Source organism: Ignicoccus islandicus DSM 13165 (assembly GCF_001481685.1).
Lineage (GTDB): Archaea > Thermoproteota > Thermoprotei_A > Sulfolobales > Ignicoccaceae > Ignicoccus > Ignicoccus islandicus.
Genome location: NZ_CP006867.1, coordinates 167,567 through 189,423 on the forward strand (window position 1 = coordinate 167,567; position 21,857 = coordinate 189,423).

Below are 21,857 nucleotides of genomic sequence, written 5' to 3' on the forward strand. Positions count from 1 at the left end.
AGGTTATTTGAGAAACCTAATTAGGATGAGAAACGTCTTTACGAACGGTAAACGAGGTTTTGTAGTATGGAAAACAACGATAGGTTGGCGAAAGGTATAGGGCTAGTCACCTTCGGCTTGCTTTGGATGATCAGTGGTGACTTCTTGAAGTCTGCTTTAATAGCGTTGGGTGTGTACCTAATTGTACAAGCCCTAGGTGATAGACAGTGAACGTAGATAAGGCGTTCCACTTGATTAGCGGCCTCCTCTTCGTTTCAGCGGGAATCGCCTTAACCTTAGATATAAAAGTTCCACTTAGCTTTGACCCTAAGCTGCTGTTGGGCTTGCTTTTAATAGCGATTGGTGTGAGCATTGCCTTCGGCGCTTCGTTAGGTAGCGCCCTAGTATTCGGGTTATCCCTATTAGTTCTGCTCCTTTCCATTTCAAGTCTCTCGTTCCCGTTCGAGTTCAACGTTAAGGGCTCGACCCTTTCATCGAAAGGGAACGTAACTAATTGCGATGGCTTAAGCGTAAAGGCAATTCTCTCAAAAATGCGAATATTAAGTGGGAACTCGACCGAATACTTGACCGAGGGACCGAGCGATCAAGTTCTATTGAACGCTTGTTCCCTTCGCTTTTGTTGTTCCAACACTTCTCTGGAAATAGGAGACTTAAAATCGCTCGATTTAGAACTAGTTATGAGTTCCTTACGAGGCAACGTGAACAAGTGCTTAGGAGAGCTCCGAGTAAACTCAGTAATGAGCGATTCCTCCTTGGAACTGGAAATACCTTCCAACTGTAACTCGGAAATCCGCTTGGAATCCGTGATGGGATCCATTAAATTGAAAGTGATCGTTCCTAACGGAACTAAAGTGAAATACTCTCTTTCGGGCGCTCTCGGTGAAGCAGTAGTGGAGACCCCCGAAGGAGCTAGTAGTATTGGAGAATTCGGGGAAGGGAGCAACGAGGTACTCATTCGAGGCAAAGCGTCCCTCGGGGAAATTCGTGTCCAAATCCAACGCAAGTAAATTTATTCGGTTTAACGTAATTACCGAAAGCGCAGATGTGGAAGGATTATCGATGCGATCAGATGAGCGGCGGGAGTACGACCGAAGCGTTCTCCGGTATTTATTATCCTAGTGAGCCATTCGAAGTTCCTTAGGGAGTAAACGTGTCCCTTAAGGAGGTTAGAAGTCCAATACTGAAGAGCGTGGCCAAGATCGCTCTTCAGGAGCTCGGTGCCCAAGTAATAATTCCGGAAATGGAGATAGAGGGCAAGAAGGTAATTGGGGTAGGGATAAAGGGAGACGTAGCTTACGTAGTTGAGCCTAATGGAATGGAGAAAGAGCTAAAGAAGGTGTTAAGAGTTAAGAAGGTGATTGAACTATAAGGGTAGTGTTCGATACCAGCGCCCTCTTTAAAATACTGCTTAAGAGCCCCCAGTGCATTGTAGAACTGGCTAAGTTCTGCGATCGCGAGGAATGTTGGGTATCTAGAGGTTCCGTTGACGAAATGGTTAACGAGGTAGTAGAGAAAATGGTAAATTGGATGTTCGGAAAGGCGAAAGGAGACAGTGGAATGGAAAAGTTCAAGAGGCTTTGCATCAACGCAATAACGAATTCCGTCCAATTCCTACTAGTTGCCCGTGTAGGGGAGGGGGAAGCTCCCCGAGACGAGATATCGGAAGATATAGAAAGGAAGTTAAGATTAAGGGATGAGAACGATTTGCATTTGCTAAGGCTAGCTTTCGAGAAATCGCCGTGTACTTTGGTTTCGGATGATAAAGACCTGCTAGATTTATCTGACGAATTGAAGAGGAAAGGAATAGAGGTGAAGACGACAGATGAGTTCCTTAGAAGAGTTTGCCGAGGAACTGATTGAGGAACTGCGCGATAGAAAGAGGAAACTCGGTGAAGCCAAGAAGAGGCTAACGGAGCTCGGTGCCCAAGTAATAATTCCGGAAATGGAGATAGAGGGCAAGAAGGTAATTGGGGTAGGGATAAAGGGAGACGTAGCTTACGTAGTTGAGCCTAATGGAATGGAGAAAGAGCTAAAGAAGGTGTTAAGAGTTAAGGAAGTAGTGCTAGTTCCGGTTCGCTAAGTCCAATTACTCTAAACGATTCGTCTCGGAACATAGCACGTGCCTTCAACGTTTCTCTAATACTTAATTCGTTCAAACGCTCCGATTAATATTCGCCTAAGGTTACTTGGAAATACTTTAGACGGTGCGACCGGTCTAACTGGTGACAATTATAATCTCCTTATCCAAATCTACTCTCTGGTGTGAGGTCTAATGAAAAGAGTCGCCACCTTGTTCCTTATTCTAGCATTAGGACTGGCGTACGCTCAAACTGAGAACGTAACTAACACGTGCGTGCCCTCAACTACAACTATAATAGTAACTTCCATCCAACCAGTTACTAGCGTTGTAACGCAAAACGTTACCACGATACTTTACAAGACATTTACTATCCCGACTACCATAGTTTCAACCGTTACGAAGAGCGTAATTTCTACTATAACAACAACCGTAAGTACCGTGACCACGATATTCTCATCCTCTGTAAAATTCGTAACTGTAACGATTACAGTGCCTTCTGTAACTACTACGGCGATTACTAAATACATACTCACTACGACTACTATAATTCTTCCAACTACCATCTATGAGACCGTAACTAAGACAACTACTGTAACCGTAACCACGGTCCTATCGACCGTGAAGACTTTAACTACGACCCTCGTTACTACCGTTACTTCCTATATACCGACCTACGTAACAATGTGGTTGACCTCGACCGTTACGGACGTAATAACTCATAGCGTAACTGAAACGGTTACGACAACGTTATACAAGGCATTGACCTTAACTACCACCACTACTGTGATAAAGGAAGTAACTGACGTCGTAACGACCACCATAGAAAACAGTGGTAGCGTAATAGTCCCACTCGGACTAGGTGCCCTCCTAGTAATAGTTCTGGCCGTATTAGGCATAATATTCAGAACGGTTACTAAGGGCGAATAACGAGCCTATTTTTAAACTTAATTCTGGGTGTTTTCGTTAATCTTACACTTATTATCTATTATAACGCTTTTCACTTCCACAAGCTCTCCACTGTTCGTCATAACGCTTAAACTAAGTCCCACGTAGGATTCGTTACCTAAGGGCTTGAATAAAACGTCAACTTCCTTCCTTTCGAATGGGTTTAAATATATTGACGATTGCGATGACATCGAAAGGTATTCTACTCTGTTAACCTCGCTCTCGAAGTCTACGTAAACTGTCCGATTGGTTGGATTGCATAACTCTATGCGTATCTCGCACGTACCGTTGGATTCGAGGGACTGGAAATTGAAGTAATTGCACGATTTCATTAGAGCTATTTTCTTTACTAACTTGATCTCTAAGCTAATGTAGAGGAGCAGCGCAATTAAGAGTGCTACTCCGAGTCCCAGAAACACTCCATTTCGCATTCCCTTTCGTCCCTCGTCTCACAACGATTCGCGCGCTCTAAACATTCAACGACGTTCGCAACCCTACCTATTAGTTTATCTAGCTTCTCCACGTCCCATTGCTTTCTTAAGTCCCTCCAGTTAACCCTTAACCCCTCGCTCTTTAGCAACCTAATTGCCTTCGATACTAAGGTTCTTCCTTCACTATCTAATGATCCATATCGATCTATATGCTCACGCGCTTGAACTAGCAAGCTCAGAGCTTCCCTTAACCTCTTGGATTTCGCTTTCAATTTTCCTCTCCAACAACTGTAATTTCTTTTTACCTTCTAATAGAACTTCGTTTAGGACCTTAAGTACTTGGTCCAGCTTCGAGACGTCTAGAACTACTTCGTTGCCGACTTTAGCCAAGACGTTCGCTCTAACGCCGGTGGTTAGTTCAACTACCCACCCCTCTTCGTTAACTGAGAGTATACCACTATGTTTGAAACCTGCTTCCCTAGCCATTTTTATTATCTTCATTGCTGCATCGAAGTCCTTCGCAACAGCGTGAATTATGGGACCCATGACGTTTATCCAGAGCCTTTCAGTTATAGGTCTATTAAGAACCTGCTCCAACTCGGATATCTCCATAGGTCTGTGAACCTTGAATATTATCCTCCCTTCTCGAGACCACGGATACTGAGCGTCTATAGCAACTATTCTTCCAGAGCAACTAGACTTCGTGAAAGCGTAGGGTAAGCGAAAGAACTTTTCGATTAAGTCAATAATGTCCCTGTCCATGTACCCTATTTCGATGTCTTCCTTCATTCTCTCATATGCTCTGCGCTTAGCTTCTTCCCAAGGAATTTCCGAACACCCCTAGAGGTTTTCTAGTAACTTCGAGAGTTGATTAATCGATTGTTCGGTAATATCTCTCAATCTGATGAGAGCTTCGTACATATCGCTGGTATCGGGTTCTTCAATGCTCAAGTTACAATTGCTTATCTTATATAGTTTCGGTTCGCCTTCATCGAGTACTATCACTCCAGCGCTCGTCCTAATTCCAGTATAACAAGCTTCTATGCTGCAAGTTTTACCCAACTTGACGCATACCCTTTCAAGTAACTTCAGCCTATTGGCCTCCCTCATTAGTTCAGCTAATTCCTTCCTCAACCTATCTCTTCTTTTAACGAGTTCGTTCCTCAATTCCTCAAAGGTCCTCAAGTTACCCTTTATCTCTTCTATTAAGTCTCTTACTTGAGCTAAGCTCCCTCACCCTCTTAATCATGGCGTAAGCGGTGGATAAAGCTAGAAGCGGGTAAGCTAGGGCAATTAGTGGTTCGAGGCCCAGTAAAAGGTGGATCGTAATAGCTATGGCAGACCACGTGAGCCAGAAGGAGAGAACCTTTTGTTCGAAAGCCCTTAACCCCTTAGTAAGGAAGTATGCCGAAACCGAAGCAATTAGAGGTGGTAGGAATAACATTGATAGGTCTCGTAACACTTCCGTATCCCCCGGGCTTTCGAATAGTTAGAGGTAGGCTGTAACTATATCTTAAACGGTGTATTGAGATGGAAGTAAAGAAAATTCTGGAAATGGAGTTAGATAAGTTGGAGGAGGAAATAGAGTACTTGAGGAACAAGATAGCTCTATTGAAACCAATAGCAGAGGAAGACGAGGAAGCGAAGCTCGATTTGATAGGCTCGCAAATTCTACTTAATCTCTATGAGCAAGATAGAAGGAAAATAGCTTCCATGCTTGCTTAATTCCCGGTTCCCGCTTTCTTTAAGGGGGAACCTTTTTGGACGTAGTTTCGAAAGCCCGGGAAATAGCTAGGGAATATAGAGGGAAGCCCTCAATAGCAGCTTTAGCTAGCCACTCGGCACTGGACTTATTCGACGGAGCCAAGGACGAAGGTTTCAGAACGATAGCCCTATGCAAGAGAGGGAGGGACGTAGCATACAAGAGGTTTAGGAGGGTAGTTGACGTTTGCATAGAGCTAGACGACTACAAGGAAATTTTATCCAAAGAAGTAATGGAACGATTAATAGAGGAAGAGGCCATATTCGTACCAAACAGGAGCTTCGCCGTCTACGTGGGATATGACGCTATTGAGAACGATTTCATCGTACCTATGTTTGGAAACAGGTTCATGTTGAGATGGGAAGAGAGGACGGGAGAGAAGAACTATTACAAGCTATTGGACAAGGCTGGTATAAGGAGACCAAAGGTCTTCGGTAGTCCGGATGAAATAGATAGACCAGTAATAGTGAAAGTACCCGAAGCCAAGAGAAGGGTTGAAAGGGGCTTCTTCATAGCAATGGACAAGGATGACTATTATAAGAGAGTTGAAGAACTCCTCAAGGCGGGCGTAATAGACGAGGAGGGACTAAAGGAAGCCGTAATAGAGGAATTGGTGCTAGGAGCTCACTTCAATTTGAACTACTTCTATTCGCCGCTATACGATGAGGTAGAACTACACAGCGTTGATAGGAGGTTGCAAAGCGATCTCGATGGATGGCTAAGACTCCCGGCAAGGGAACAACTGCAATTAAGAGGTCAACCTAGAATGATAGAGGTCGGCCACATACCGACTACCATTAGGGAGAGCTTGCTTCACAAAGTATTCAAAATGGGAGACGTGTTCGTAGAGGCCACTAAGGAGCTAGAGCCTCCTGGAGCAATAGGGCCATTCACCTTGCAAGCAATGGTTACTCCGGATCTAGAGTTCGTAGTGTTCGACGTAGCTCCGAGGATAGGAGGAGGTAATAACGTCTACATGGGTATTGGCAGCCAATATAGCAAGTTGTACTTCGGAGAACCCATTAGCTTAGGAAGGAGGATTGCAATGGAAGTGAGATGGGCTTTCCAAGTTAAGGAAGTTGACCTAGTAGTTAGTTAAACTCTTGACCAAATAGTTAACGGGGGGTTGGGACGTGAAGGAGTTCGATCTCACTACTCAATCAGCCGTTTGCGGCGACATGGTTTCTAATCTAGCTATGGTTGCGCAAGAGCTAGAGCCGGGCGAGGAAGCTAAAGTTAAGATCCCAAAGGAATACGAAAAGGAAATTGAGATATACAAAGACATGTTGAAAATGCTGGACGTTGAAATAGAGGAAATCTCTAAGGAAGGGGACGAAATAATATTAATTTTGAAGAAGCTACCGAAGTGAAAGCACTTCCCAACGAGGCTCTCCATTAGAGCTCATGGGTTTCCAGTCAGGTCCCAGCGGTTCACTTGAAAAAACGTTTCCCTTCCTCCAAATTACGTGATAAGGGTCCCCTAAGTGATGGTTGTAAACTACGAACTTCATTTCGGAAGGTACTAGAGCTATGAAGTTGGCGGATGGCGTTGGCTTTATTCTCTTACTGAGTATATTTACCGCTCTCTCCGTGCCTAGACGCGAAACTAAATTGCCTAAGAAGCAAGCCAACCTTTCGCTAGAGCTTCTAAAGGCGAGGTTTAGGTCTTTGATAGCTTCTAATGGGAGAGCTACGCCGCCGTTATGTGCCATTACCACTCCGTTACAGACGTGAGGCTGTAAGTGATCAATAGATCTCCCCAACTTCTCGGCCCTTCTAGCGTGAACTAAGAACGCTATACCTTCCGGTAACCTAGTTGGTCTCTCCCAGATGGGGTACAGAGTTTTGAAGACCCTCAGTTGGCCCCTGGAATCGATTACTGCGTATCCCCAGCCATCGGGGTTGGGTTTCCCCTTAGAGTCCCTTCTAGCTATTTTTACGAATTCGGAAAGATAGCGAGGCTTTCCTAAACCGCCGAGGAGTCGACACACTGTATTATCTCCTTGAAACGGGCGTATAGTTGGAAGTCAAATTAAGGTTGTTGAGGCGTTTCATCCATATCCATTGATACCTTCAAGCCATTTATCTTGAAGAATTTGGTTGTAACTAAGGGTAAGGTCGATTTCACTCCTTCTATCTCACCTATTTCCCTTATCAATCGGAGCAATTCCTTGTGGTTCTTTATCCATACTTCGGCTATTATCGAGTACTTGCCAGTAACGGCGTACACGTTAACCGTTTGAGATAACTCAGCTATTTTCTCAGCGACCTCTTCAATCCTCTTAGGCTCGACCTCTATCATGAGTTGGACTACTGCGTTGTAGCCGAGCTTGTAAGGGTTGACTATGGCCGTGTAGAACTCTATTACCTTGTTCTCTTCGAGCCTCTTTATTCTCCTCCTGCTGGCTACGTCGCTTATCTTTAATTTGTGGGCTATGTCGGTTGTAGTGGTTTTAGCGTTCTTTACTAGAACTTCAATTATGGCCTTATCTTTATCGTCTAGGATAGAATTCTTGACGAACCCTATTTCTAAGTCTTTCTGAAGGCGCTTATGGAGAGTCACGTTGTATCCCTATTTTTACAGCGTAAACAAAGATTTAATGGTTTTCGCTTACCACACAGTTAACTGCGTTAGCCCACCTATCCGTATTTATTAATAAACGTGGTTCTGATCTCCAAGTCAGTTTGGAAATTAAATTAACAAATCGTATCTAACTACCAATAGTTACTACCGTTGAATGAAACCCTTGAGTTAGGATAATTTATAAATAATAGCTCGATGAGGACGCCCTCCGCTAAAGGGAAGGAATATAGCGTTCCTTCAAATAAGGTTTGAGGGGACCTAGGCTTGGAGGGAGGCTACATAGACTTCGAGGAAGGTAACAAGACCGAGGCAAGCATTGCTGAAATAAACTTGATAAACACCATAGACGAGATGCTCAAACAATTAATGGAGGAGAACAGGCTAATTTACGTTAACGCTCCCAAGCTAGTCAACATGACTCCCGAAGACGTGGATTCAGTAGTTAAAGAAGTTAGGAACGTGAAGGAGTCAATAGAGGACTTAAAGGATAGGGCCATGGAATATTTAGCTAGACTACCTTCCGAGCTCATAATGAAGGACATATTCGGGCCGATAATACTTCGATTAAACAACGTTAACCAACTAATGGAGGGTTCCTTCTACAGATTCGCGCTCCTCAATAAGAAGAGGAAGGCCTCTAACTCGCTGGTGGTCAATACTAGGGAACTAGTTGGACTCGTTCTAGACCAACTGAGCGTGTTCTCGAAAGCTCTCAAAATAATGAACGACTATCCTAAGGAGGCCTTAAAGGAATTGAGGAAAATAGACGAACTGGAAGACAAGATAGATACGCAATACAGGTCGAACTTATACGAAGTTCTAGAAGAGTCGAAGGACTGCCCGTGCGCGATACTGACTTGGGAAATACTCGGTAATATAGAGGACGCGTCGGACGAAATAAAGGAGGCTGCCGAGAACTTCAAGTACTACTTGTTGCACAAGGTGTGAGAAGTAGTGAAGGGAATAAGGGCCTACGTGGTAGGCGATAGATCAGTAGTATTGGAAGAAGACGCTGCTAAGAAGCTATATTGGGATGGCTTCTTCGGACACCCGTTTACTACTCCGAAACCAAAAACTCAGGAGGACGTCAAACCTCCTCTGGTCCTATCTCCTTTGGAAACAATATATTTAACCGAGAAAGGAGTTCTGAGACCTATTGACGTGAAGAGCGGGAAGGAATTGAGTCTAGAAGATCTGTGGAAAATGTGGGGTTCGGAAGACGTCAAGTTAACTTACTCGGTATATAAGGAGCTGAGGGACATGGGATTCGTAGTTAGATCTGGACTCAAATACGGTTCCGATTTCGCGGTCTATGAGTTCGGTCCCGGAATAGATCACGCCCCCTTCTTAGTAGACGTTAAGAAAGCCGACGAAGAGATAGACCCTGCTGAAATGGTTAGGTCGGGAAGAATGGCACACGGTGTTAAGAAGAGATTGATCTTCTCAATAGTGAAGGGCGATAAGATCAATCACATCGTTTTTAAATGGGTCCTACCCTAAGAGGGCATAGGCAAAACCCTCCCGACAACGGTGAGTACCTTGAGTTACAAGCGCCGTGGTGGCAGGAGAGAGGGAAGGGAACCTACTCCAAAGCCTATAGGCGATAAGTGTAACCCAGCTTGTCCCTTCTTCAGATGTTCACAGAACGCGCTCATGTACACGAAGAAGTACGTGAAGGGAAGGGTAATAACGGTAGTAATGTGTAGATTGGTTGGCGATAAGTGCATAGGTTACAACTGTCAGTACGCATATTGCCAAAAGAGGTACTTGTTGCCGGACGGCCGCTGCTCGTGGGCATTGAGGAAGGAGGAAAAGGAGGAGGACTTCCTTAGCGATCTCGAAAAAGAAGAGAAGGAGTTCAAGAGGTTGGGTAAAAAGGTGAAAGGTTTTGACGACTTCTACTAAGGTAGTCTCGTTCGACGACGTATGGGTGAAATACGATAGGGAATATGCCCTTCAAGGCGTGACTTTCGATGTTCCCGAAAAGGACTTCTTAGTCGTCTTGGGCCCTAACGGTGCCGGTAAGACCACCTTACTTAAGACAATTCTCGGTGTAGTTAAGCCTGCAAAAGGAAGGGTACTGGTTTTTGGTAAGGAACCTTGGGCTCATAGAGACGTAATAGTTAATTACGTAGGCTATGTTCCACAAAGAGAACATATTAATGAGAAAGTGCCGCTCAAAGTGATAGACGTAGTTATGATGGGCTTGACTGTGAAGAAGTTTTTCTTTAACAAGAAAAAGGCCTACGAGAAGGCAATCGAGGTTCTCCAGTACGTTGGACTCAAAGACTTAGCTTTTAAGAACTTCAACGAACTATCCGGAGGTCAAAAGCAGAGAGTATTAATTGCAAGGGCCATAATCAGCGATCCTAAACTATTGCTGCTGGACGAACCCTTCTCCGCTCTAGACGCGAATAGCTCTAGGTTAGTCTCTTCCCTATTAAAGAGGTTAAACGATGAAGGGAAAACTATAATATTGGTAACTCACACTTTGGATCCGGTATTTAATGTAATGAAGAGATTGCTCCTATTGAATAAAAAGTTAATAGCTATAGGTCCTCCCAAGGAGGTTCTAACACCTGAGAACTTAAAGAAGGCATATGGAATAGAAGTACCGGTAGTTACTTACAATAACACGTGCTATCCTATTCTCGGTGACCAGCATGGAAGGTAGTATGTTCGTAGTCTCACTAATATCGGCGTGGGCTCTCCTTAGATTGGGGAAATTTCTGGTTCCCATGAGTTCCGGTTTCGTAATCCCAATAAGTTCCGAGATGCTCTTCGCTGTAGCGATGATCTCGTTCTTGTGTTGCCCTAAGCTCCTTCTCGTAATGATTGCATTGGCTGGCCCCTTACTGTCGTTTCTATATTTCAAGAGAAGTTCGTCCAACCTCATACTCTTAAAGTCAATGGCTTATTCCATTTCGATAATAGGTGCTGCCTTCGTAGATTACAGCTATTATAGCACAATAGAATCTTTCGTAACTGGCTTCCTTTACCCAACGCCGGAACTAATTTCCTTAAGCATTATCGTTTTCTTACTAGCGATATTGCTTAAGGTTTTCGAGTATCCAATCAACTTCTCGCTCTTCGATATGGAATATAGTCAAATAAAGGGTCTTAAACCGAAATTGTGGCTTACGTTAGTATACGTTTCAGCTGCCTACGTGGGGGCCCAACTAACGTTCTTCCAAGGCTTCCTGTTAGCACACGTAACCTCGCTTAGCTTACTGGTAGTCGGATATCTATTAAGAGAGTTGAGGAGCGAAATAACGGCCCTACTCGTCTTCGCAGTTGTTAACTACGTTAGTGGAATTTACCTCCCCTTAGCCTACTCTTCCGCGGTATCTTCAGTTGCGTTGCTACTACTGTGGCAGGCCCGCGAAAAGGCGTTGCCCAACGTGCGGAAGACCCTTATGTGAAAGGCACGATTGTTACGCGTGCTCGAGAGGTAAGTGCGAAATTTGCGGTAAGGAACTGGCTATAGGTAGGTGTTACTATTGCGGTAGATTGATTTGCAGGAACTGCAGCGTCGAGCTATCTCCGGGCATAAGGGCTTGCAAGGAATGTTATTCCAAGAGGGACTACCTCGAAAGGAACAACGATCAATTGGAACTTTACGAACGATGGGTGGAAGGGAAGGTTAGAAGACTAACTCTTCTTTTGTATAGATTAGAATAGATGCGTTGGCGTCGTAGAGGGATAAGAGCAAGTTCTTTACGTGGTTCACTACGTGAAGGATCCTATATTTCAGTGTCTCATCTATTTCCCTTTCCACTATGCTCGCTTCTATGTGTTCAATCAGTTCTATTCTATCATTTATATCTTTTAAGCTCGTCTGCCCAAGCTTCATTTCCCTAACGAACTCCAATATCTCCACTAGCGAGTTTAATACGTCCATAACTAACCTGGACTTACCTTCTATTACTCTGGCCAATGGTATTACGGAATCGGAAGCGTTCTCAAGGCTCGTGAACAGTTTGGATAGGTGAATTGATTGTTGCTTCGAGAGATCGGGATTCGTTATTAACATCCTCATGCCGAGCCGACTGAGCTTGTCTATCTCGTTTTCAATATCTTCCAAGAACTTAATGTCAATTTGGTTTTCGCCTAAGTGTTTTATCATCGAAATTAGGAACTTAAGGGACCTGTTTACAAGCGATGGTACATCGTGAGACCTTATGTCGGTGAAAGTCTGGAGAACTATCCTATCAAGCGATTGATCTACTATCTCTAGTCCAATTAATCTAGAGGTCGCTTCCTTCGCCTGCTTTATTGCTTCCTTCAACAAGCTAACGTCTTCCACTTCTACAGAGATTTCAGTGGCTCCGTTAATGTAGGCCGAGACTATAGTTCTGTAAACGATGTTGTTCTCAGCGCTCTTAACCCTCAGCTTCACTGTGAGCTTAGATGAAGTCGTTTCGCCGCTTGGAGCTATTATTATTTCATTCTCCCCAATATATAGAGTTAGGGTGTCGCCGGCCTTCAGTTTCTTCCTTTTTATCCATTCAGCGGGCAACGAGACTACTAAGGTAGACTTCCCTAACTTCACTAACTTACGTTGTTCGATTGAGGCCAATGCACCTCACTCTCTGTCACGATATTCCCTAAGGTCCCATTTTAATCTACCTTCTGATTTTTACTTCCACCGGAATGGGACATGGAAGAGGTAGATCTTCTATTCATAGAAGGTCTGGCATTAAACGGATTAGTTGAAGACGCTAAAGTGATAGAAGAAGGTGGTAAGGCCAGGCTGTGGGTAAGAACTATTGATGGGAAAGAGTACGTAAGCAAGAGGGACGATCCGGGAAGCGTTAGGAAATCCTACTTCTTAGTTAGAGTTTATAGTCAGTGGGGTAAACTAATAAATCAGCCGATGAAGAGTGGTATTACCAGTGATCGATGAGCAGTGCCCCTCCCCTGAGGGATCTTCTTTTTATTAATCTAAACAATTAGAGAGAAACGGTAGGAAGCTTGGGAAGGCTCTTCGGTACAGATGGGGTCCGCGGAATAGTAAATGAGAGCATGACCCCGGAATTGGCTATGAAAGTTGCTCAAGCCACGTGTACGTGGTTCGGAAAGGGCAAGGTTCTGGTAGGCAGGGACGTAAGGTATGGTGGAGACATGTTAGTTAACGCAGTAAGCGCCGGGCTATTGTCGGCCGGATGCGAAGTTTACTACGCGGGCTTAGTCCCTACGCCCGCTTTACAATACGCTGTTCCGAGACTTGGGTACGATTTGGGAATAATGGTCACTGCTTCTCACAACCCACCTCCATACAACGGGGTTAAGGTAATAGGAAGTAATGGAGTCGAACTCCCTAGGGAATCTGAAAGAGAGATAGAGGAAATATTCTTCAATGAAAGATTCGTTCGCGTACCATTCAACCTAGTTAAGGGATGGAAGGAAGAAAAGAGGGTCTTGGAGACTTACGTAAAGGGAATACTTAAAGAGGTAGACGATAGTCTGATTAAGAAGAAGGAGTTCAAGGTCGTAGTAGACGGAGCCAATAGCGTGGGATCCCTCGCGACTCCGGTCGTCTTGAGGGCCCTGGGCGTCAAAGTATTGTGCGTTAACTGTAACTTGGACCCATCGTTTCCAGGTAGGGAACCAGAGCCTACACCTACTTCCTTAACCGACACCTCAGCTATGGCCGTCGCCGCTGGAGCCGACTTGATAGTGGCTCACGACGCCGATGCCGATAGGGCAATCATAGGGGACGACAGAGGCGAAATTTACTGGGGAGATAGGAGCGGTTCTTTACTAACCTACTTCTTATCAAGAAAGTACCCCCACTTGCCTAGGAGGACGTTCACTGGGGTATCTTCGTCCCACTTCGTCGTGGAGGGATTCCTAAAGGAGAAAGGAATTGAAGTTAGGTGGACGCCCGTAGGCAGCGTCGTGATTTCACATACCCTAATAAAAGAAGGGGGCATTAGTGGATTCGAGGAAAACGGAGGTTTCATCAACCCCGTTCACCACCCCGTTAGAGACGGCGCAATGACTGCCGCTTCGTTCCTAGAGATGATGGCAATTGAAGGCAAGAAGGCGTCCGAGCTCTTCTCGGAACTACCTAAAGCGTACGCTAAGAAAGGCAAGGTACCTAGGCCTGAGAAGTTGAACCTAGAGAAGCTTTACGAAGAGCTGTCGTCAACTTACAGTAGTTGCGAGCAGTGGAGAATAGACGGCCTCAAGGTGGTTTGCGAAGACTTCTGGTTCCTAGTGAGGCCATCTGGTACAGAGCCCGTATTGAGGATAATGGTAGAGACTAGGGATCCGAGAACGCTCGATGAGACGTATAGGAACGTTGAGGCTACTGTCTTGAAGTACCTCCAAGGGACTCCCTGAAGTAAGCCCCACCGCAGAGAGGTATGCCGTAGGTCTTCTTCCTAGTTTTCAAACACAATCCGGTTGTCTTCGAATAGTATAAGCATTTTTCGCACCCGCCCTTGCTCACGAGCTCTATTAATTGCTTCAGTTTCTCAATGCACCAGTCCAATTTCTCCAAGACAGACTTAAGTAGCGGCGCTACTAAGCAACACTGAGTACCCTTAGAGCACTCCTTGACGCTTTTCTTGAAAACGCCCTCTAGATCCTTCCTAAGGCTTTCAATTTGGGTTACAATGAATTCCAGTATTTCTACGGGCTTTTCGCTGTTACCTATTTTCAAGCCCTTCTCTAGGTCTGTTTGTAGCGTTAGTACTTCGTTAATTACTTCATTAAGAGTTAACGTTAGCTTCTCCAGTTCCTTTAAGTACGGGCAGTGACCGGCCTTTATAGCGACAGTGATCTCGAGGTCGGTCTCAGTGCATTTTTCACTTAATTCATCGAAAACGTTGACGCTGTTCTTGGTCGCCTTTATCTTACTTCCCCTATCCCCGCAAATGTAGACTACTTATGTTTTTAACATTAACGTTTAACACCCAGACTAATTTTTCCAGATTTAAAACTGGACTTCCGTAGCGGAATACGCGAGGCATAGCGACGCCCCTTCTTAATAAAACAACTCTAGTATCCCCTTCCCGGGTGATTCCTAATGGCGAAGGTAAAGGTAGGAGTTGTTGTATATAAGGAGAGCGACGAGGAAGGGACCTATTACTTGGCCGTAGAGCCATTGAGCGGTGCGCAAGCTCAAGGCGAAAGCGTTGAGGAAGCGATCCGAAAGGTAAAGGAAGAGATAGTTAAGATGGGCAGTGCATGGTGTGAATCTGAACTTAAGGAGGCTGTGGACGCTAGAGTAATTGAAGTAGAGCTCCCAGAGGAATGAGGACCATTGCTTTGGATGCCTCACGCGACTTCCAAGTGTAACCTTTCTTGTAAGTACTGCGGGGGGTCGTGGCCACCCGACCTCATGCCCCCATATCCCACCTATGAGGTCAGCGACTTAAGGAGGTACTTGGAAGCTGTAGATAGAGATCCTAAAATAGTATTCTATGGAGGTGAACCGTTACTAAACCCGAAATTCATCATTGAGGTTATGGACGAAATTGAGGCGACCTACGGTATCCAAACTAACGCGACCTTACACCACCTACTTCCTCCTAGGTATTGGGCGAGGTTCCACGCTGTTCTCATATCCGTAGATGGTCCGGAGGAATTCAATGACTCTAGGAGAGGGAAAGGTACGTACAAGAAGGCCATCGAACTTCTCAACAAAGTTAAGGGGCTTGGAGTTGAGAGAATAATAGCTAGGATGGCGGTTGATGCGGAAAGCGATATCTATAGGGACGTAAGCCACTTACTCCAGAAGTTTCCATACGTTCATTGGCAGCTGTCGGTAGATTGGGTAGACGAATGGGACCTAATCGGTTGGGCTAGGAGTAGCTACCTTCCGGGAATAAGGAGGTTAGCGGAGGAATTCGTCAAGACCTACGAGGAAACGGGAGAAGTGTTGGGTATAATTCCGTTCATCGCAATATTAAAGGCTCACAAGGAGCCTTGGGAAGGAGTTCCTTGCGGAGCGGGGTATTCAGCTTACTCTATATTGACTGATGGTACTATTACTGCTTGCCCGATTGCCGTGAAGGAGAAGTGGGCGAGGGTCGGCAACATATTCTCAATGGAACCACCTAAGGTAGTGAAGCCGGAAGTAAGCGAGTGTAACGGATGCAAATATAGGAGTTATTGCGGAGGTAGGTGTTTGTACTGGTTGATGGAGAGGTATTGGGGAAACGAAGGCTTCGCGAAAATATGCTTGGTTACTAAGAGATTCATTGAAACGTTCCTTGAAGTAGTAGGTCCCCTCATAGACAAGATGAGTTCCGAGAAAGTCGTTTTAGAGTACGACCCTACCAAGGACTCTACCGAAGCAATACCCTAGAGATTGAATGAGAAGTTCTATAAAGTCTCCGGAGGAGTAGGGCACTGGGAATCAAGCAATGCCGAGAAAGAGCGAGGAACCAGTAACTGGTCCCGAAAACCCTCTAAAGCACTTGAGGGCTGCTGTAGGCAACTTGGTCCTAGTGAAGCTAAAGGACGGCAGCGAGTACGTTGGACAACTAGAACTAGCCGACAACACGATGAATTTAATATTGAAAGACTGCGAAGAGCTCTCGCCAGAGACAGGTGAGACCATAGCTAAGTACGATAGAATATTGATCAGAGGAAGTTACGTAGTCTACGTCAGTTTAGATTACTTGAGAGCTAAAATGAAGGAGGGTAAGTAGAAATGAAGAACGTAGTAGTTTCTAGGCTACAGCTACCTTTACAAGACGAAATAGACACCGAAATAGTAGAGAGGAAGGGCACCGGACACCCCGACTACATTTCCGATGCTGTATCTGAAGAAGCGAGTAGGCAATTGTCGCTTTACTACCTCAAGGAATTCGGACACGTATTGCACCACAATCTCGATAAGACGCTCCTAGTGGGAGGTCAAGCCAATCCGAGGTTCGGCGGAGGAGAGGTTCTCCATCCCATATATATCATAATTTCCGGTAGGGCAATTACCGAGGTTAATACTGAAGACGGTAAGGTACTAGTACCTGTGGGAACCATAGTAATAGAGGCAGCTAAGAGGTGGTTAAGGGAGAACTTACCTCATCTAGACACTGATAAGGACGTAGTAGTAGACTATAAGATTGGTAGGGGATCTGCAGACCTAGTAGGCGTATTCGAACTAGGTAAAACTGTCCCACTGGCGAACGATACTTCCGTAGGCGTTGGATACGCCCCATTTAGTACTTTAGAGAAAGTAGTGTACAACGTAGAGAGGAAACTCAACTCTAAGGAGACGAAGAGCAAGATAAAGGCCCTAGGAGAAGACATAAAGGTAATGGGACTTAGACTAGGCAACAAAATAAAGCTAACCGTTGCTGCCGCCATAGTTAGCTCGGAAGTTAGGGACGCTGGGGAATACATGGCAGTGAAGGAGGAGGTAAAGGAAGTTGTTGAAGGCGTCGCGAGAGAGTTCGCTCCCAACCACGATATAGAGGTTTACGTAAATACAGCGGACGAACCGAGCAAGGGAATATACTACATAACCGTTACTGGAACCAGCTCCGAACAAGGCGACGATGGAATGACCGGGAGAGGAAACAGGGTAAACGGTCTCATTACGCCCATGAGGCCAATGAGCATGGAAGCAGCCGCTGGGAAGAACCCAGTCAGTCACGTAGGTAAGCTATACAACGTTATGGCTAACCGCATAGCCCAGAAGGTGGTTGAAGAAGTTCCTGAAAGCAAGGAGGTGTACGTCGAACTGTTAAGCCAAATAGGTAGGCCGATAACGGATCCGTTAGTGGCTACGATAAGAGTTAAGGGAGAGCTCACTCCAACGCTTGAAAAGAGAGTCAAAGAGATAGTAGACGAAATGCTGGATACGATACCGCAGTTAACGAAGGAAATAATAGAGGGTAAGGTCCAACTCTTCTAAATATCCCCCATATCAAACTTATATTCCATAAATGAGTAAAATTAAACGAGAACATGAGAGGTCAAGTGGAGTTAGTTGCTTACTTAGCTCTAGCTTTGGCAATGCTATCCATACTAACTTCCTACTACTTCTACAGCTCTCTTAAGAGCGAAGTAGAAGCGGTTCAGCAAGCGTCTAAAATTGCAATGAAGGCTTCCGAACCCCACTTGACGACTCAAAGAATCGAAAACGTGGTTTGCTTGAGTAGCGGCGGGGACATAGAGTTCCTTTTAAGCAACCCTACTGAAAAGGAATTGAACTTAACGTTAGTTCTCGTGGCTCCAGTAGGTATAACACTGAAGTACGACAATCTCCAGGTCTCCGGGCCCTCTCCCCTAGAGGTAACGGAGTCCGTCCCGCCTAACTCCTCCGCTGTTTTGGAAGTTAAAGTGTTGGCCTCAAAGGAGGGAACCTACTTCCTATTGGGCAAGGCAATATACGGTGGAAAAGAGACTTCCATTCAGTATCCGTTCATATTCTATAAATGTAGGTAATTTTGCCCCAACAATTAATCCCCTTTTTAGTAACGCTATTCCTAGGAACTACCTCAATGCTTCGACCATGGCAAGAGACGTTCGTTAAGGAAAGCCTAAGGGAAATCTCTTCGAAGGAATCCGTTGTGATAGCTATAGAGTCTCCAACTGGAAGCGGAAAAACGCTCACTGCCCTAAAGATCCTCGAGAGATCCCTGATCGAGGGATACGCGAAGAAGGGTTACTTCTTAGTAAGGACATCTACCCAAGTAATTCCACCAATAAGAGACGCAGAGAAGTTCGAACTAAAGCTACAGCTCATGCCCTTAGTTGGAAAAGAGAAGAGCTGTCCGTTAGGTTCTAGCATAGTTAACATGTGCAAGGAGTGTCCATGGAGAGACAGGATAGCGGGCCCTCCAGTTAGTTGGACCAAGGTTTTCGAATGGATAGAGTCCACTAAGCGTTCAAATAAATGTCCTTATATGAGTATGAGAAGACTCATAGACAATTACGACGTAGTAGTAATGCCTTACGCTTACTTAACCCCATCTATTGCGAACGCAATGAAGTTCGAGGTGAAGGACTCCATATTGGTCTTTGACGAAGCACACAACGTATTCAACTTCATGAGGGAAGAGGAAATAGAAGTAACTTCAGTTAAGAAGTTGATATCGAAGCTACCTAACTTCCTTAGGTACGTACATGAGAGAATGGGCGTTCACATAGACTCCGAAAGCTTGATCGAGGTGATGAAATCGTTGAAGAGAATGCTAAAGGAATTGGAGGCTTACCAAGCGATTTCCGGAAAGAGCGTTAGAGTGAGGGAAATAAAGGACTCAATCGGTCCGGAAATCTCGCTCCTAAGGAAGGACTTGGAATCCATTGTTAGCCTACTGGCTTTCAATTCCGATCCCAAGTACGATATCGGCGAAAAGGTGCTGTCCATTATCAAGGCATTGGAGCTATTAAGGGAAAGAGACACAATGGCGTATTACGAGAGAGGGGTGCTAAAGATAAAGGAATTGAGGCCATGGATCTCGAAATACGTGGACAGAGTTAGGGGAATAATATTATTAAGCGGGACGATGCCCTCGAAGGAATTCTTGGAAAGGGCCATTGGAAGGGTCGATCTATATCTTTCCCTATTCGAAATGAAGTCTGAACTGGAAGAGTACTTTAAGCTTTATAGACCAGAGAACGTTGAGGTAATTATAGTAACTGATTACACCAGTAAGTACAAAGTTAGGTACGATCTCTCGATGATTAAAGCCAGGGAAATGGTAGAGGAGGCGACGTTCCGCCTGGTAGACTTGCTCAACGGCATCGGGCTTCTTGTATACCCATCTTTTTCCATGCTCAAAGCGGTTAAAAGCGACTTGTTAGTTACTTCGAAGAAGACCGGCGTCCCGCTGGTGTTCAACGAGAGAGGCAGAGGTAGTGAGGTCTTAAATAGGGCAAAGGCTTTGGGCAAGTGCGTGATAGCTGCAGTAGCTAGGGACCAGTTAACTGAAGGCATTGAGATAACCGAGAACGGTAGGAGTTTAATAAAGGTTGTGAGCGTAATAGGGGCGCCTTATCCACTACCATCACCCTTCTTGGAGGACGTGGCCAAGGCTTTAGGAGATAAGGACGGAAGCGTTTTATGGAAATTGTATGAGGAAGAGATGCTCATGAGAGTCAAGCAAGCAATAGGGAGACTCGTTAGGAATCCGGAGGACAAGGGAATCGTTATCCTTGCGGACAACAGGTTCTCTAACTTTAAAAACGAGCTTGGGAAATACAGGAAACTACACGAAGTTACCGCTTCGCAGTTATTACAAGCCGTTCGTTCAGAGACCTCACGGCGGCGTTAGCTTGGAAGCTAAGTCCTCGGCTTCCCTTAGCAAGCTTTCGATTTCGTTCCAGTTAGAGGCCCTCTTGACTCCTCTAACTTCGATCTTAACCAAGTACTCGCCCTTCTCTTCTTCGATGTAACCTTCGAGTTTCTCTGATTCGAAAACAACTCTATCGCCAGATATCTTCACCTCCACGTCCTTTAGGACGGATTCTATTCTCTTTTTCAGGCTTTCCAGGTTGGTTATATCCTCGCTCTTTCCGCTCTTCACTTCCTCGAGAGCTTTCTCTATTGCTTTAACTATCTCTTCGTCGTCCTTATAGGCCTCTTTGGCCCTTTCAAGTATCTTTATTAATGCCGCTTCTGCTTCCGCTGCCTTAAATAGGCTTACTATTTCCTTCCATTCGGGCGATTGGAAGAACTTAACTAAGTTCTTGGGATTGCCCATGAAGGCTGAGAAGTCGTATTTGTTCTCCGCAATTTCTAGCTTCTTTCTAATTTCAGTCAATATTTGAGCGGGGATATCGAATTCAATTAGAGTCGGGTTAACCACTTGTCTTAAGAAGTCCTTAACCATCTCTTTCACTCCCCAATTCTCTGGAGTTAAGCTAGGTTTTAATGTAGGGGCGAAGTAGTCGAAGATATAGAAGGCCTCCAATGAGCATTGTAGTGGGCGAGAGAGTGACGTGGGAGAGAGCTAAGGAACCTTCCCTACAAATAGCTTTGGACTTTACTGATTTGGAAAGGGCGGTATGGGTAGCCTCCAAGGTGTACGATCTAGTAGACATACTAGAGGTCGGCACGCCTCTAATAAAATCAGAAGGAATGAAAGCCGTTAAGGTACTGAAGGCCTTCAACAAACCTGTGTTCGCAGACACTAAAACGTGTGATACGGGAGGCTTGGAAGCCGAGCTCGCCTTCTCCAATGGGGCAGACGCGATGTCGGTAATGGCTTTCGCGGACGATCCAGTAATTTCGGAGGCAATAGAAGTTGCTAGGAACAATGGGAAGAAAGTAGTCGCGGACTTGATGTTCATCAAGGATCCAGTTGAAAGGGCAAAGAAGCTGAAGGAACTCGGCGTAGAGGTAGTGGAGTTACACGTAGGCATCTCGCAGCAGCTAAAGTACGGCAAGGGTGCTGAGGAGCTCGCCGAGCTCGCCTCAGAGATAAGGAAGCTGGGACTAAAGGTTGCAATAGCCGGCGGCTTGAAACCCTCTACTATCCCGAAAGTCTTGGACAAGGCCGACGTGATAGTCGTAGGAGGTTACGTAACCAAGAGCGACGATCCTAGGAAAGCGGTAGTCGAAGTACTTAAGGCGATGGGGCGACTATAAGTCCGCTTTTCATACCTATTGAGACGAATTCGTGGACTATCCTCTCGGCTTCGTCCCTGCTCATTCCGGTTAGAGCGATAATTTGAGCCCTAACCTCCTCCACTGTAGCACCTTCCTTGAAAGCTTCCCATAATAGCAAGGCTCCGAGCCCCATCTCGAACTTCCTTTTTCCCTTCCGCAAGAGGGCTTTGTTTCCCTCCACTCGTATTACTTCACCTTCTGCTCTAAGCATGTAATTATCCCATATTATTAAGGTAGCATCTCATTATATAACTCTTTCCTGCAGGATAGGTTCACTAAATAATACTAAGATCATACAACTCCGGCTTTCAAGTCAGTGAAGGATTTCATACTTGAGGTCTAATGGATAGTTTAAATTAAGCGCACCAACGATGATGCTAAATCCTAATTTTAACCATTTTAAGGTATATTGTGTGTGCTATTGTATATTACTAACTATATAGAAATTTTTCTATTCTATCTTGGATCTCTACATGGTC

At 45.1% G+C, this 21,857-nt stretch carries 35 protein-coding genes; 24 read left to right on the plus strand and 11 right to left on the minus strand.

Features of this window, described 5'->3' with window-relative positions:
- Positions 1-66: 66 nt before the first annotated feature.
- The 6 genes from EYM_RS07750 (at position 67) to EYM_RS00980 (ending at position 3,007) form a co-directional block, all read left to right on the plus strand.
- A complete protein-coding gene (locus tag EYM_RS07750) occupies positions 67-210 on the plus strand; it encodes a hypothetical protein (RefSeq protein WP_157058699.1) in 144 nt (47 codons plus the stop codon).
- Positions 207-1,007: a hypothetical protein gene (locus tag EYM_RS00960; RefSeq protein WP_075049257.1), complete on the plus strand. Its 801-nt coding sequence runs from the start codon at positions 207-209 to the stop codon at positions 1,005-1,007. Before EYM_RS07750 ends, EYM_RS00960 begins: the two co-directional genes overlap by 4 nt.
- Before the next feature lie 143 nt (positions 1,008-1,150).
- Positions 1,151-1,369, plus strand: a complete 219-nt coding sequence (locus EYM_RS00965) for a hypothetical protein (RefSeq protein ID WP_075049258.1) — start codon at positions 1,151-1,153, stop codon at positions 1,367-1,369.
- Between the two features lie 5 nt (positions 1,370-1,374).
- Positions 1,375-1,860 (plus strand): hypothetical protein, encoded by a 486-nt coding sequence (locus EYM_RS00970; protein WP_075049259.1) that lies wholly within the window; start codon positions 1,375-1,377, stop codon positions 1,858-1,860.
- Complete coding sequence (locus tag EYM_RS00975) at positions 1,823-2,080, plus strand: hypothetical protein (RefSeq protein ID WP_075049260.1); 258 nt, start codon at positions 1,823-1,825, stop codon at positions 2,078-2,080. The genes EYM_RS00970 and EYM_RS00975 overlap by 38 nt, the downstream gene beginning before the upstream one ends.
- Before the next feature lie 192 nt (positions 2,081-2,272).
- Positions 2,273-3,007: a hypothetical protein gene (locus tag EYM_RS00980; protein ID WP_075049261.1), complete on the plus strand. Its 735-nt coding sequence runs from the start codon at positions 2,273-2,275 to the stop codon at positions 3,005-3,007.
- 17 nt (positions 3,008-3,024) lie between these two features.
- On the opposite strand, the gene EYM_RS00985 is transcribed toward EYM_RS00980, so the two are convergent.
- Genes EYM_RS00985 through EYM_RS01005 form a run of 5 tightly spaced genes read right to left on the minus strand, consistent with a single transcriptional unit; the run spans position 3,025 to position 4,918 of the window.
- Positions 3,025-3,456, minus strand: a complete 432-nt coding sequence (locus EYM_RS00985) for a hypothetical protein (protein ID WP_168050136.1) — start codon at positions 3,454-3,456, stop codon at positions 3,025-3,027.
- Complete coding sequence (locus tag EYM_RS00990; RefSeq protein WP_157058701.1) at positions 3,423-3,728, minus strand: hypothetical protein; 306 nt, start codon at positions 3,726-3,728, stop codon at positions 3,423-3,425. Before EYM_RS00990 ends, EYM_RS00985 begins: the two co-directional genes overlap by 34 nt.
- The gene (locus EYM_RS00995) at positions 3,670-4,245 is read right to left on the minus strand and encodes a tRNA(Phe) 7-((3-amino-3-carboxypropyl)-4-demethylwyosine(37)-N(4))-methyltransferase (RefSeq protein ID WP_075049264.1); all 576 of its coding nucleotides are present in this window, start codon (positions 4,243-4,245) and stop codon (positions 3,670-3,672) included. The genes EYM_RS00990 and EYM_RS00995 overlap by 59 nt, the downstream gene beginning before the upstream one ends.
- A 51-nt stretch (positions 4,246-4,296) precedes the next feature.
- Entirely contained in the window at positions 4,297-4,641 is a 345-nt protein-coding gene (locus EYM_RS01000; protein ID WP_075049265.1) for a hypothetical protein, read from the minus strand.
- 1 nt (position 4,642) lies between these two features.
- On the minus strand, positions 4,643-4,918 hold the full coding sequence (locus tag EYM_RS01005; RefSeq protein ID WP_075049266.1) for a hypothetical protein: 276 nt from the start codon (positions 4,916-4,918) through the stop codon (positions 4,643-4,645).
- A 68-nt stretch (positions 4,919-4,986) separates the two neighbouring features.
- Here EYM_RS01005 and EYM_RS01010 point away from each other — a divergent pair, with 68 nt between their 5' ends.
- Genes EYM_RS01010 through EYM_RS01020 form a run of 3 tightly spaced genes read left to right on the plus strand, consistent with a single transcriptional unit; the run spans position 4,987 to position 6,588 of the window.
- Positions 4,987-5,181, plus strand: a complete 195-nt coding sequence (locus EYM_RS01010) for a hypothetical protein (protein WP_075049267.1) — start codon at positions 4,987-4,989, stop codon at positions 5,179-5,181.
- Between the two features lie 35 nt (positions 5,182-5,216).
- On the plus strand, positions 5,217-6,317 hold the full coding sequence (locus EYM_RS01015) for a formate--phosphoribosylaminoimidazolecarboxamide ligase family protein (protein ID WP_083494968.1): 1,101 nt from the start codon (positions 5,217-5,219) through the stop codon (positions 6,315-6,317).
- 34 nt (positions 6,318-6,351) lie between these two features.
- Positions 6,352-6,588, plus strand: a complete 237-nt coding sequence (locus EYM_RS01020; RefSeq protein ID WP_075049268.1) for a hypothetical protein — start codon at positions 6,352-6,354, stop codon at positions 6,586-6,588.
- On the opposite strand, the gene EYM_RS01025 is transcribed toward EYM_RS01020, so the two are convergent.
- Complete coding sequence (locus tag EYM_RS01025; protein WP_075049269.1) at positions 6,577-7,209, minus strand: class II glutamine amidotransferase; 633 nt, start codon at positions 7,207-7,209, stop codon at positions 6,577-6,579. The genes EYM_RS01020 and EYM_RS01025 overlap by 12 nt on opposite strands.
- Positions 7,210-7,250: 41 nt before the next feature.
- Complete coding sequence (locus tag EYM_RS01030) at positions 7,251-7,781, minus strand: Lrp/AsnC family transcriptional regulator (RefSeq protein ID WP_075049270.1); 531 nt, start codon at positions 7,779-7,781, stop codon at positions 7,251-7,253.
- A gap of 285 nt (positions 7,782-8,066) precedes the next feature.
- Between EYM_RS01030 and EYM_RS01035 the strand changes: the two genes are divergently transcribed.
- From EYM_RS01035 to EYM_RS07895, 6 genes are read left to right on the plus strand one after another with little or no spacing between them, the layout of a single operon-like run.
- Complete coding sequence (locus EYM_RS01035) at positions 8,067-8,750, plus strand: hypothetical protein (RefSeq protein WP_075049271.1); 684 nt, start codon at positions 8,067-8,069, stop codon at positions 8,748-8,750.
- A 6-nt stretch (positions 8,751-8,756) separates the two neighbouring features.
- Positions 8,757-9,302, plus strand: coding sequence for a tRNA-intron lyase (gene endA, locus EYM_RS01040; RefSeq protein ID WP_083494969.1), 546 nt, complete (start codon positions 8,757-8,759; stop codon positions 9,300-9,302).
- 39 nt (positions 9,303-9,341) lie between these two features.
- Positions 9,342-9,707, plus strand: coding sequence for a hypothetical protein (locus EYM_RS01045; RefSeq protein ID WP_075049272.1), 366 nt, complete (start codon positions 9,342-9,344; stop codon positions 9,705-9,707).
- Entirely contained in the window at positions 9,691-10,476 is a 786-nt protein-coding gene (locus EYM_RS01050) for a metal ABC transporter ATP-binding protein (protein ID WP_075049273.1), read from the plus strand. Before EYM_RS01045 ends, EYM_RS01050 begins: the two co-directional genes overlap by 17 nt.
- On the plus strand, positions 10,466-11,224 hold the full coding sequence (locus EYM_RS01055; RefSeq protein WP_075049274.1) for a hypothetical protein: 759 nt from the start codon (positions 10,466-10,468) through the stop codon (positions 11,222-11,224). Before EYM_RS01050 ends, EYM_RS01055 begins: the two co-directional genes overlap by 11 nt.
- Positions 11,157-11,483, plus strand: coding sequence for a hypothetical protein (locus EYM_RS07895; RefSeq protein WP_174500659.1), 327 nt, complete (start codon positions 11,157-11,159; stop codon positions 11,481-11,483). The genes EYM_RS01055 and EYM_RS07895 overlap by 68 nt, the downstream gene beginning before the upstream one ends.
- Here the strand turns inward: EYM_RS07895 and EYM_RS01060 are convergent.
- Positions 11,446-12,381 carry an AbrB/MazE/SpoVT family DNA-binding domain-containing protein gene (locus tag EYM_RS01060; RefSeq protein WP_075049275.1) on the minus strand — a complete coding sequence of 312 codons (936 nt, stop codon included), beginning with the start codon at positions 12,379-12,381 and terminating at the stop codon, positions 11,446-11,448. The two genes, EYM_RS07895 and EYM_RS01060, sit on opposite strands and share 38 nt — an antisense overlap.
- Before the next feature lie 81 nt (positions 12,382-12,462).
- Between EYM_RS01060 and EYM_RS01065 the strand changes: the two genes are divergently transcribed.
- Positions 12,463-12,708 carry a hypothetical protein gene (locus tag EYM_RS01065; RefSeq protein ID WP_075049276.1) on the plus strand — a complete coding sequence of 82 codons (246 nt, stop codon included), beginning with the start codon at positions 12,463-12,465 and terminating at the stop codon, positions 12,706-12,708.
- Between the two features lie 68 nt (positions 12,709-12,776).
- Positions 12,777-14,150, plus strand: a complete 1,374-nt coding sequence (gene glmM / locus EYM_RS01070; RefSeq protein ID WP_075049277.1) for a phosphoglucosamine mutase — start codon at positions 12,777-12,779, stop codon at positions 14,148-14,150.
- Here glmM and EYM_RS01075 read toward each other — a convergent pair.
- The gene (locus tag EYM_RS01075) at positions 14,116-14,472 is read right to left on the minus strand and encodes a hypothetical protein (protein WP_075049278.1); all 357 of its coding nucleotides are present in this window, start codon (positions 14,470-14,472) and stop codon (positions 14,116-14,118) included. The two genes, glmM and EYM_RS01075, sit on opposite strands and share 35 nt — an antisense overlap.
- Positions 14,473-14,838: 366 nt before the next feature.
- Between EYM_RS01075 and EYM_RS01080 the strand changes: the two genes are divergently transcribed.
- From EYM_RS01080 to EYM_RS01105, 6 genes are read left to right on the plus strand one after another with little or no spacing between them, the layout of a single operon-like run.
- Positions 14,839-15,069 (plus strand): hypothetical protein, encoded by a 231-nt coding sequence (locus tag EYM_RS01080; protein WP_075049279.1) that lies wholly within the window; start codon positions 14,839-14,841, stop codon positions 15,067-15,069.
- Positions 15,070-15,084: 15 nt separating this feature from the next.
- Positions 15,085-16,122 carry a TIGR04084 family radical SAM/SPASM domain-containing protein gene (locus EYM_RS01085; protein WP_075050564.1) on the plus strand — a complete coding sequence of 346 codons (1,038 nt, stop codon included), beginning with the start codon at positions 15,085-15,087 and terminating at the stop codon, positions 16,120-16,122.
- A gap of 58 nt (positions 16,123-16,180) precedes the next feature.
- Positions 16,181-16,468, plus strand: coding sequence for a U6 snRNA-associated Sm-like protein LSm6 (locus EYM_RS01090; RefSeq protein ID WP_075049280.1), 288 nt, complete (start codon positions 16,181-16,183; stop codon positions 16,466-16,468).
- A gap of 2 nt (positions 16,469-16,470) precedes the next feature.
- Positions 16,471-17,676 carry a methionine adenosyltransferase gene (locus EYM_RS01095; protein WP_075049281.1) on the plus strand — a complete coding sequence of 402 codons (1,206 nt, stop codon included), beginning with the start codon at positions 16,471-16,473 and terminating at the stop codon, positions 17,674-17,676.
- 53 nt (positions 17,677-17,729) lie between these two features.
- On the plus strand, positions 17,730-18,209 hold the full coding sequence (locus EYM_RS01100) for a hypothetical protein (RefSeq protein WP_075049282.1): 480 nt from the start codon (positions 17,730-17,732) through the stop codon (positions 18,207-18,209).
- 56 nt (positions 18,210-18,265) lie between these two features.
- Positions 18,266-20,041, plus strand: a complete 1,776-nt coding sequence (locus EYM_RS01105; protein ID WP_157058704.1) for a helicase C-terminal domain-containing protein — start codon at positions 18,266-18,268, stop codon at positions 20,039-20,041.
- On the opposite strand, the gene EYM_RS01110 is transcribed toward EYM_RS01105, so the two are convergent.
- A complete protein-coding gene (locus EYM_RS01110) occupies positions 20,027-20,608 on the minus strand; it encodes a beta/alpha barrel domain-containing protein (RefSeq protein ID WP_168050138.1) in 582 nt (193 codons plus the stop codon). The genes EYM_RS01105 and EYM_RS01110 overlap by 15 nt on opposite strands.
- 71 nt (positions 20,609-20,679) lie before the next feature.
- Here EYM_RS01110 and EYM_RS01115 point away from each other — a divergent pair, with 71 nt between their 5' ends.
- Positions 20,680-21,357: an orotidine 5'-phosphate decarboxylase / HUMPS family protein gene (locus EYM_RS01115; RefSeq protein WP_075049285.1), complete on the plus strand. Its 678-nt coding sequence runs from the start codon at positions 20,680-20,682 to the stop codon at positions 21,355-21,357.
- On the opposite strand, the gene EYM_RS01120 is transcribed toward EYM_RS01115, so the two are convergent.
- On the minus strand, positions 21,335-21,589 hold the full coding sequence (locus tag EYM_RS01120) for a PqqD family protein (RefSeq protein WP_075049286.1): 255 nt from the start codon (positions 21,587-21,589) through the stop codon (positions 21,335-21,337). The two genes, EYM_RS01115 and EYM_RS01120, sit on opposite strands and share 23 nt — an antisense overlap.
- Positions 21,590-21,857 lie beyond the last annotated feature (268 nt).

Bases quoted from the DNA above. Each gene is read 5' to 3' on its own strand.
- EYM_RS07750 (WP_157058699.1), top strand. From the start codon at position 67: ATGGAAAACAACGATAGGTTGGCGAAAGGTATAGGGCTAGTCACCTTC.
- EYM_RS00975 (WP_075049260.1), top strand. From the start codon at position 1,823: ATGAGTTCCTTAGAAGAGTTTGCCGAGGAACTGATTGAGGAACTGCGC.
- EYM_RS00980 (WP_075049261.1), top strand. From the start codon at position 2,273: ATGAAAAGAGTCGCCACCTTGTTCCTTATTCTAGCATTAGGACTGGCG.
- EYM_RS00985 (WP_168050136.1), bottom strand. From the start codon at position 3,456: ATGCGAAATGGAGTGTTTCTGGGACTCGGAGTAGCACTCTTAATTGCG.
- EYM_RS00995 (WP_075049264.1), bottom strand. From the start codon at position 4,245: ATGAAGGAAGACATCGAAATAGGGTACATGGACAGGGACATTATTGAC.
- EYM_RS01010 (WP_075049267.1), top strand. From the start codon at position 4,987: ATGGAAGTAAAGAAAATTCTGGAAATGGAGTTAGATAAGTTGGAGGAG.
- EYM_RS01055 (WP_075049274.1), top strand. From the start codon at position 10,466: ATGGAAGGTAGTATGTTCGTAGTCTCACTAATATCGGCGTGGGCTCTC.
- EYM_RS01065 (WP_075049276.1), top strand. From the start codon at position 12,463: ATGGAAGAGGTAGATCTTCTATTCATAGAAGGTCTGGCATTAAACGGA.
- EYM_RS01080 (WP_075049279.1), top strand. From the start codon at position 14,839: ATGGCGAAGGTAAAGGTAGGAGTTGTTGTATATAAGGAGAGCGACGAG.
- EYM_RS01085 (WP_075050564.1), top strand. From the start codon at position 15,085: ATGCCTCACGCGACTTCCAAGTGTAACCTTTCTTGTAAGTACTGCGGG.
- EYM_RS01090 (WP_075049280.1), top strand. From the start codon at position 16,181: ATGCCGAGAAAGAGCGAGGAACCAGTAACTGGTCCCGAAAACCCTCTA.
- EYM_RS01095 (WP_075049281.1), top strand. From the start codon at position 16,471: ATGAAGAACGTAGTAGTTTCTAGGCTACAGCTACCTTTACAAGACGAA.
- EYM_RS01100 (WP_075049282.1), top strand. From the start codon at position 17,730: ATGAGAGGTCAAGTGGAGTTAGTTGCTTACTTAGCTCTAGCTTTGGCA.
- EYM_RS01105 (WP_157058704.1), top strand. From the start codon at position 18,266: ATGCTTCGACCATGGCAAGAGACGTTCGTTAAGGAAAGCCTAAGGGAA.
- EYM_RS01115 (WP_075049285.1), top strand. From the start codon at position 20,680: ATGAGCATTGTAGTGGGCGAGAGAGTGACGTGGGAGAGAGCTAAGGAA.
- EYM_RS01120 (WP_075049286.1), bottom strand. From the start codon at position 21,589: ATGCTTAGAGCAGAAGGTGAAGTAATACGAGTGGAGGGAAACAAAGCC.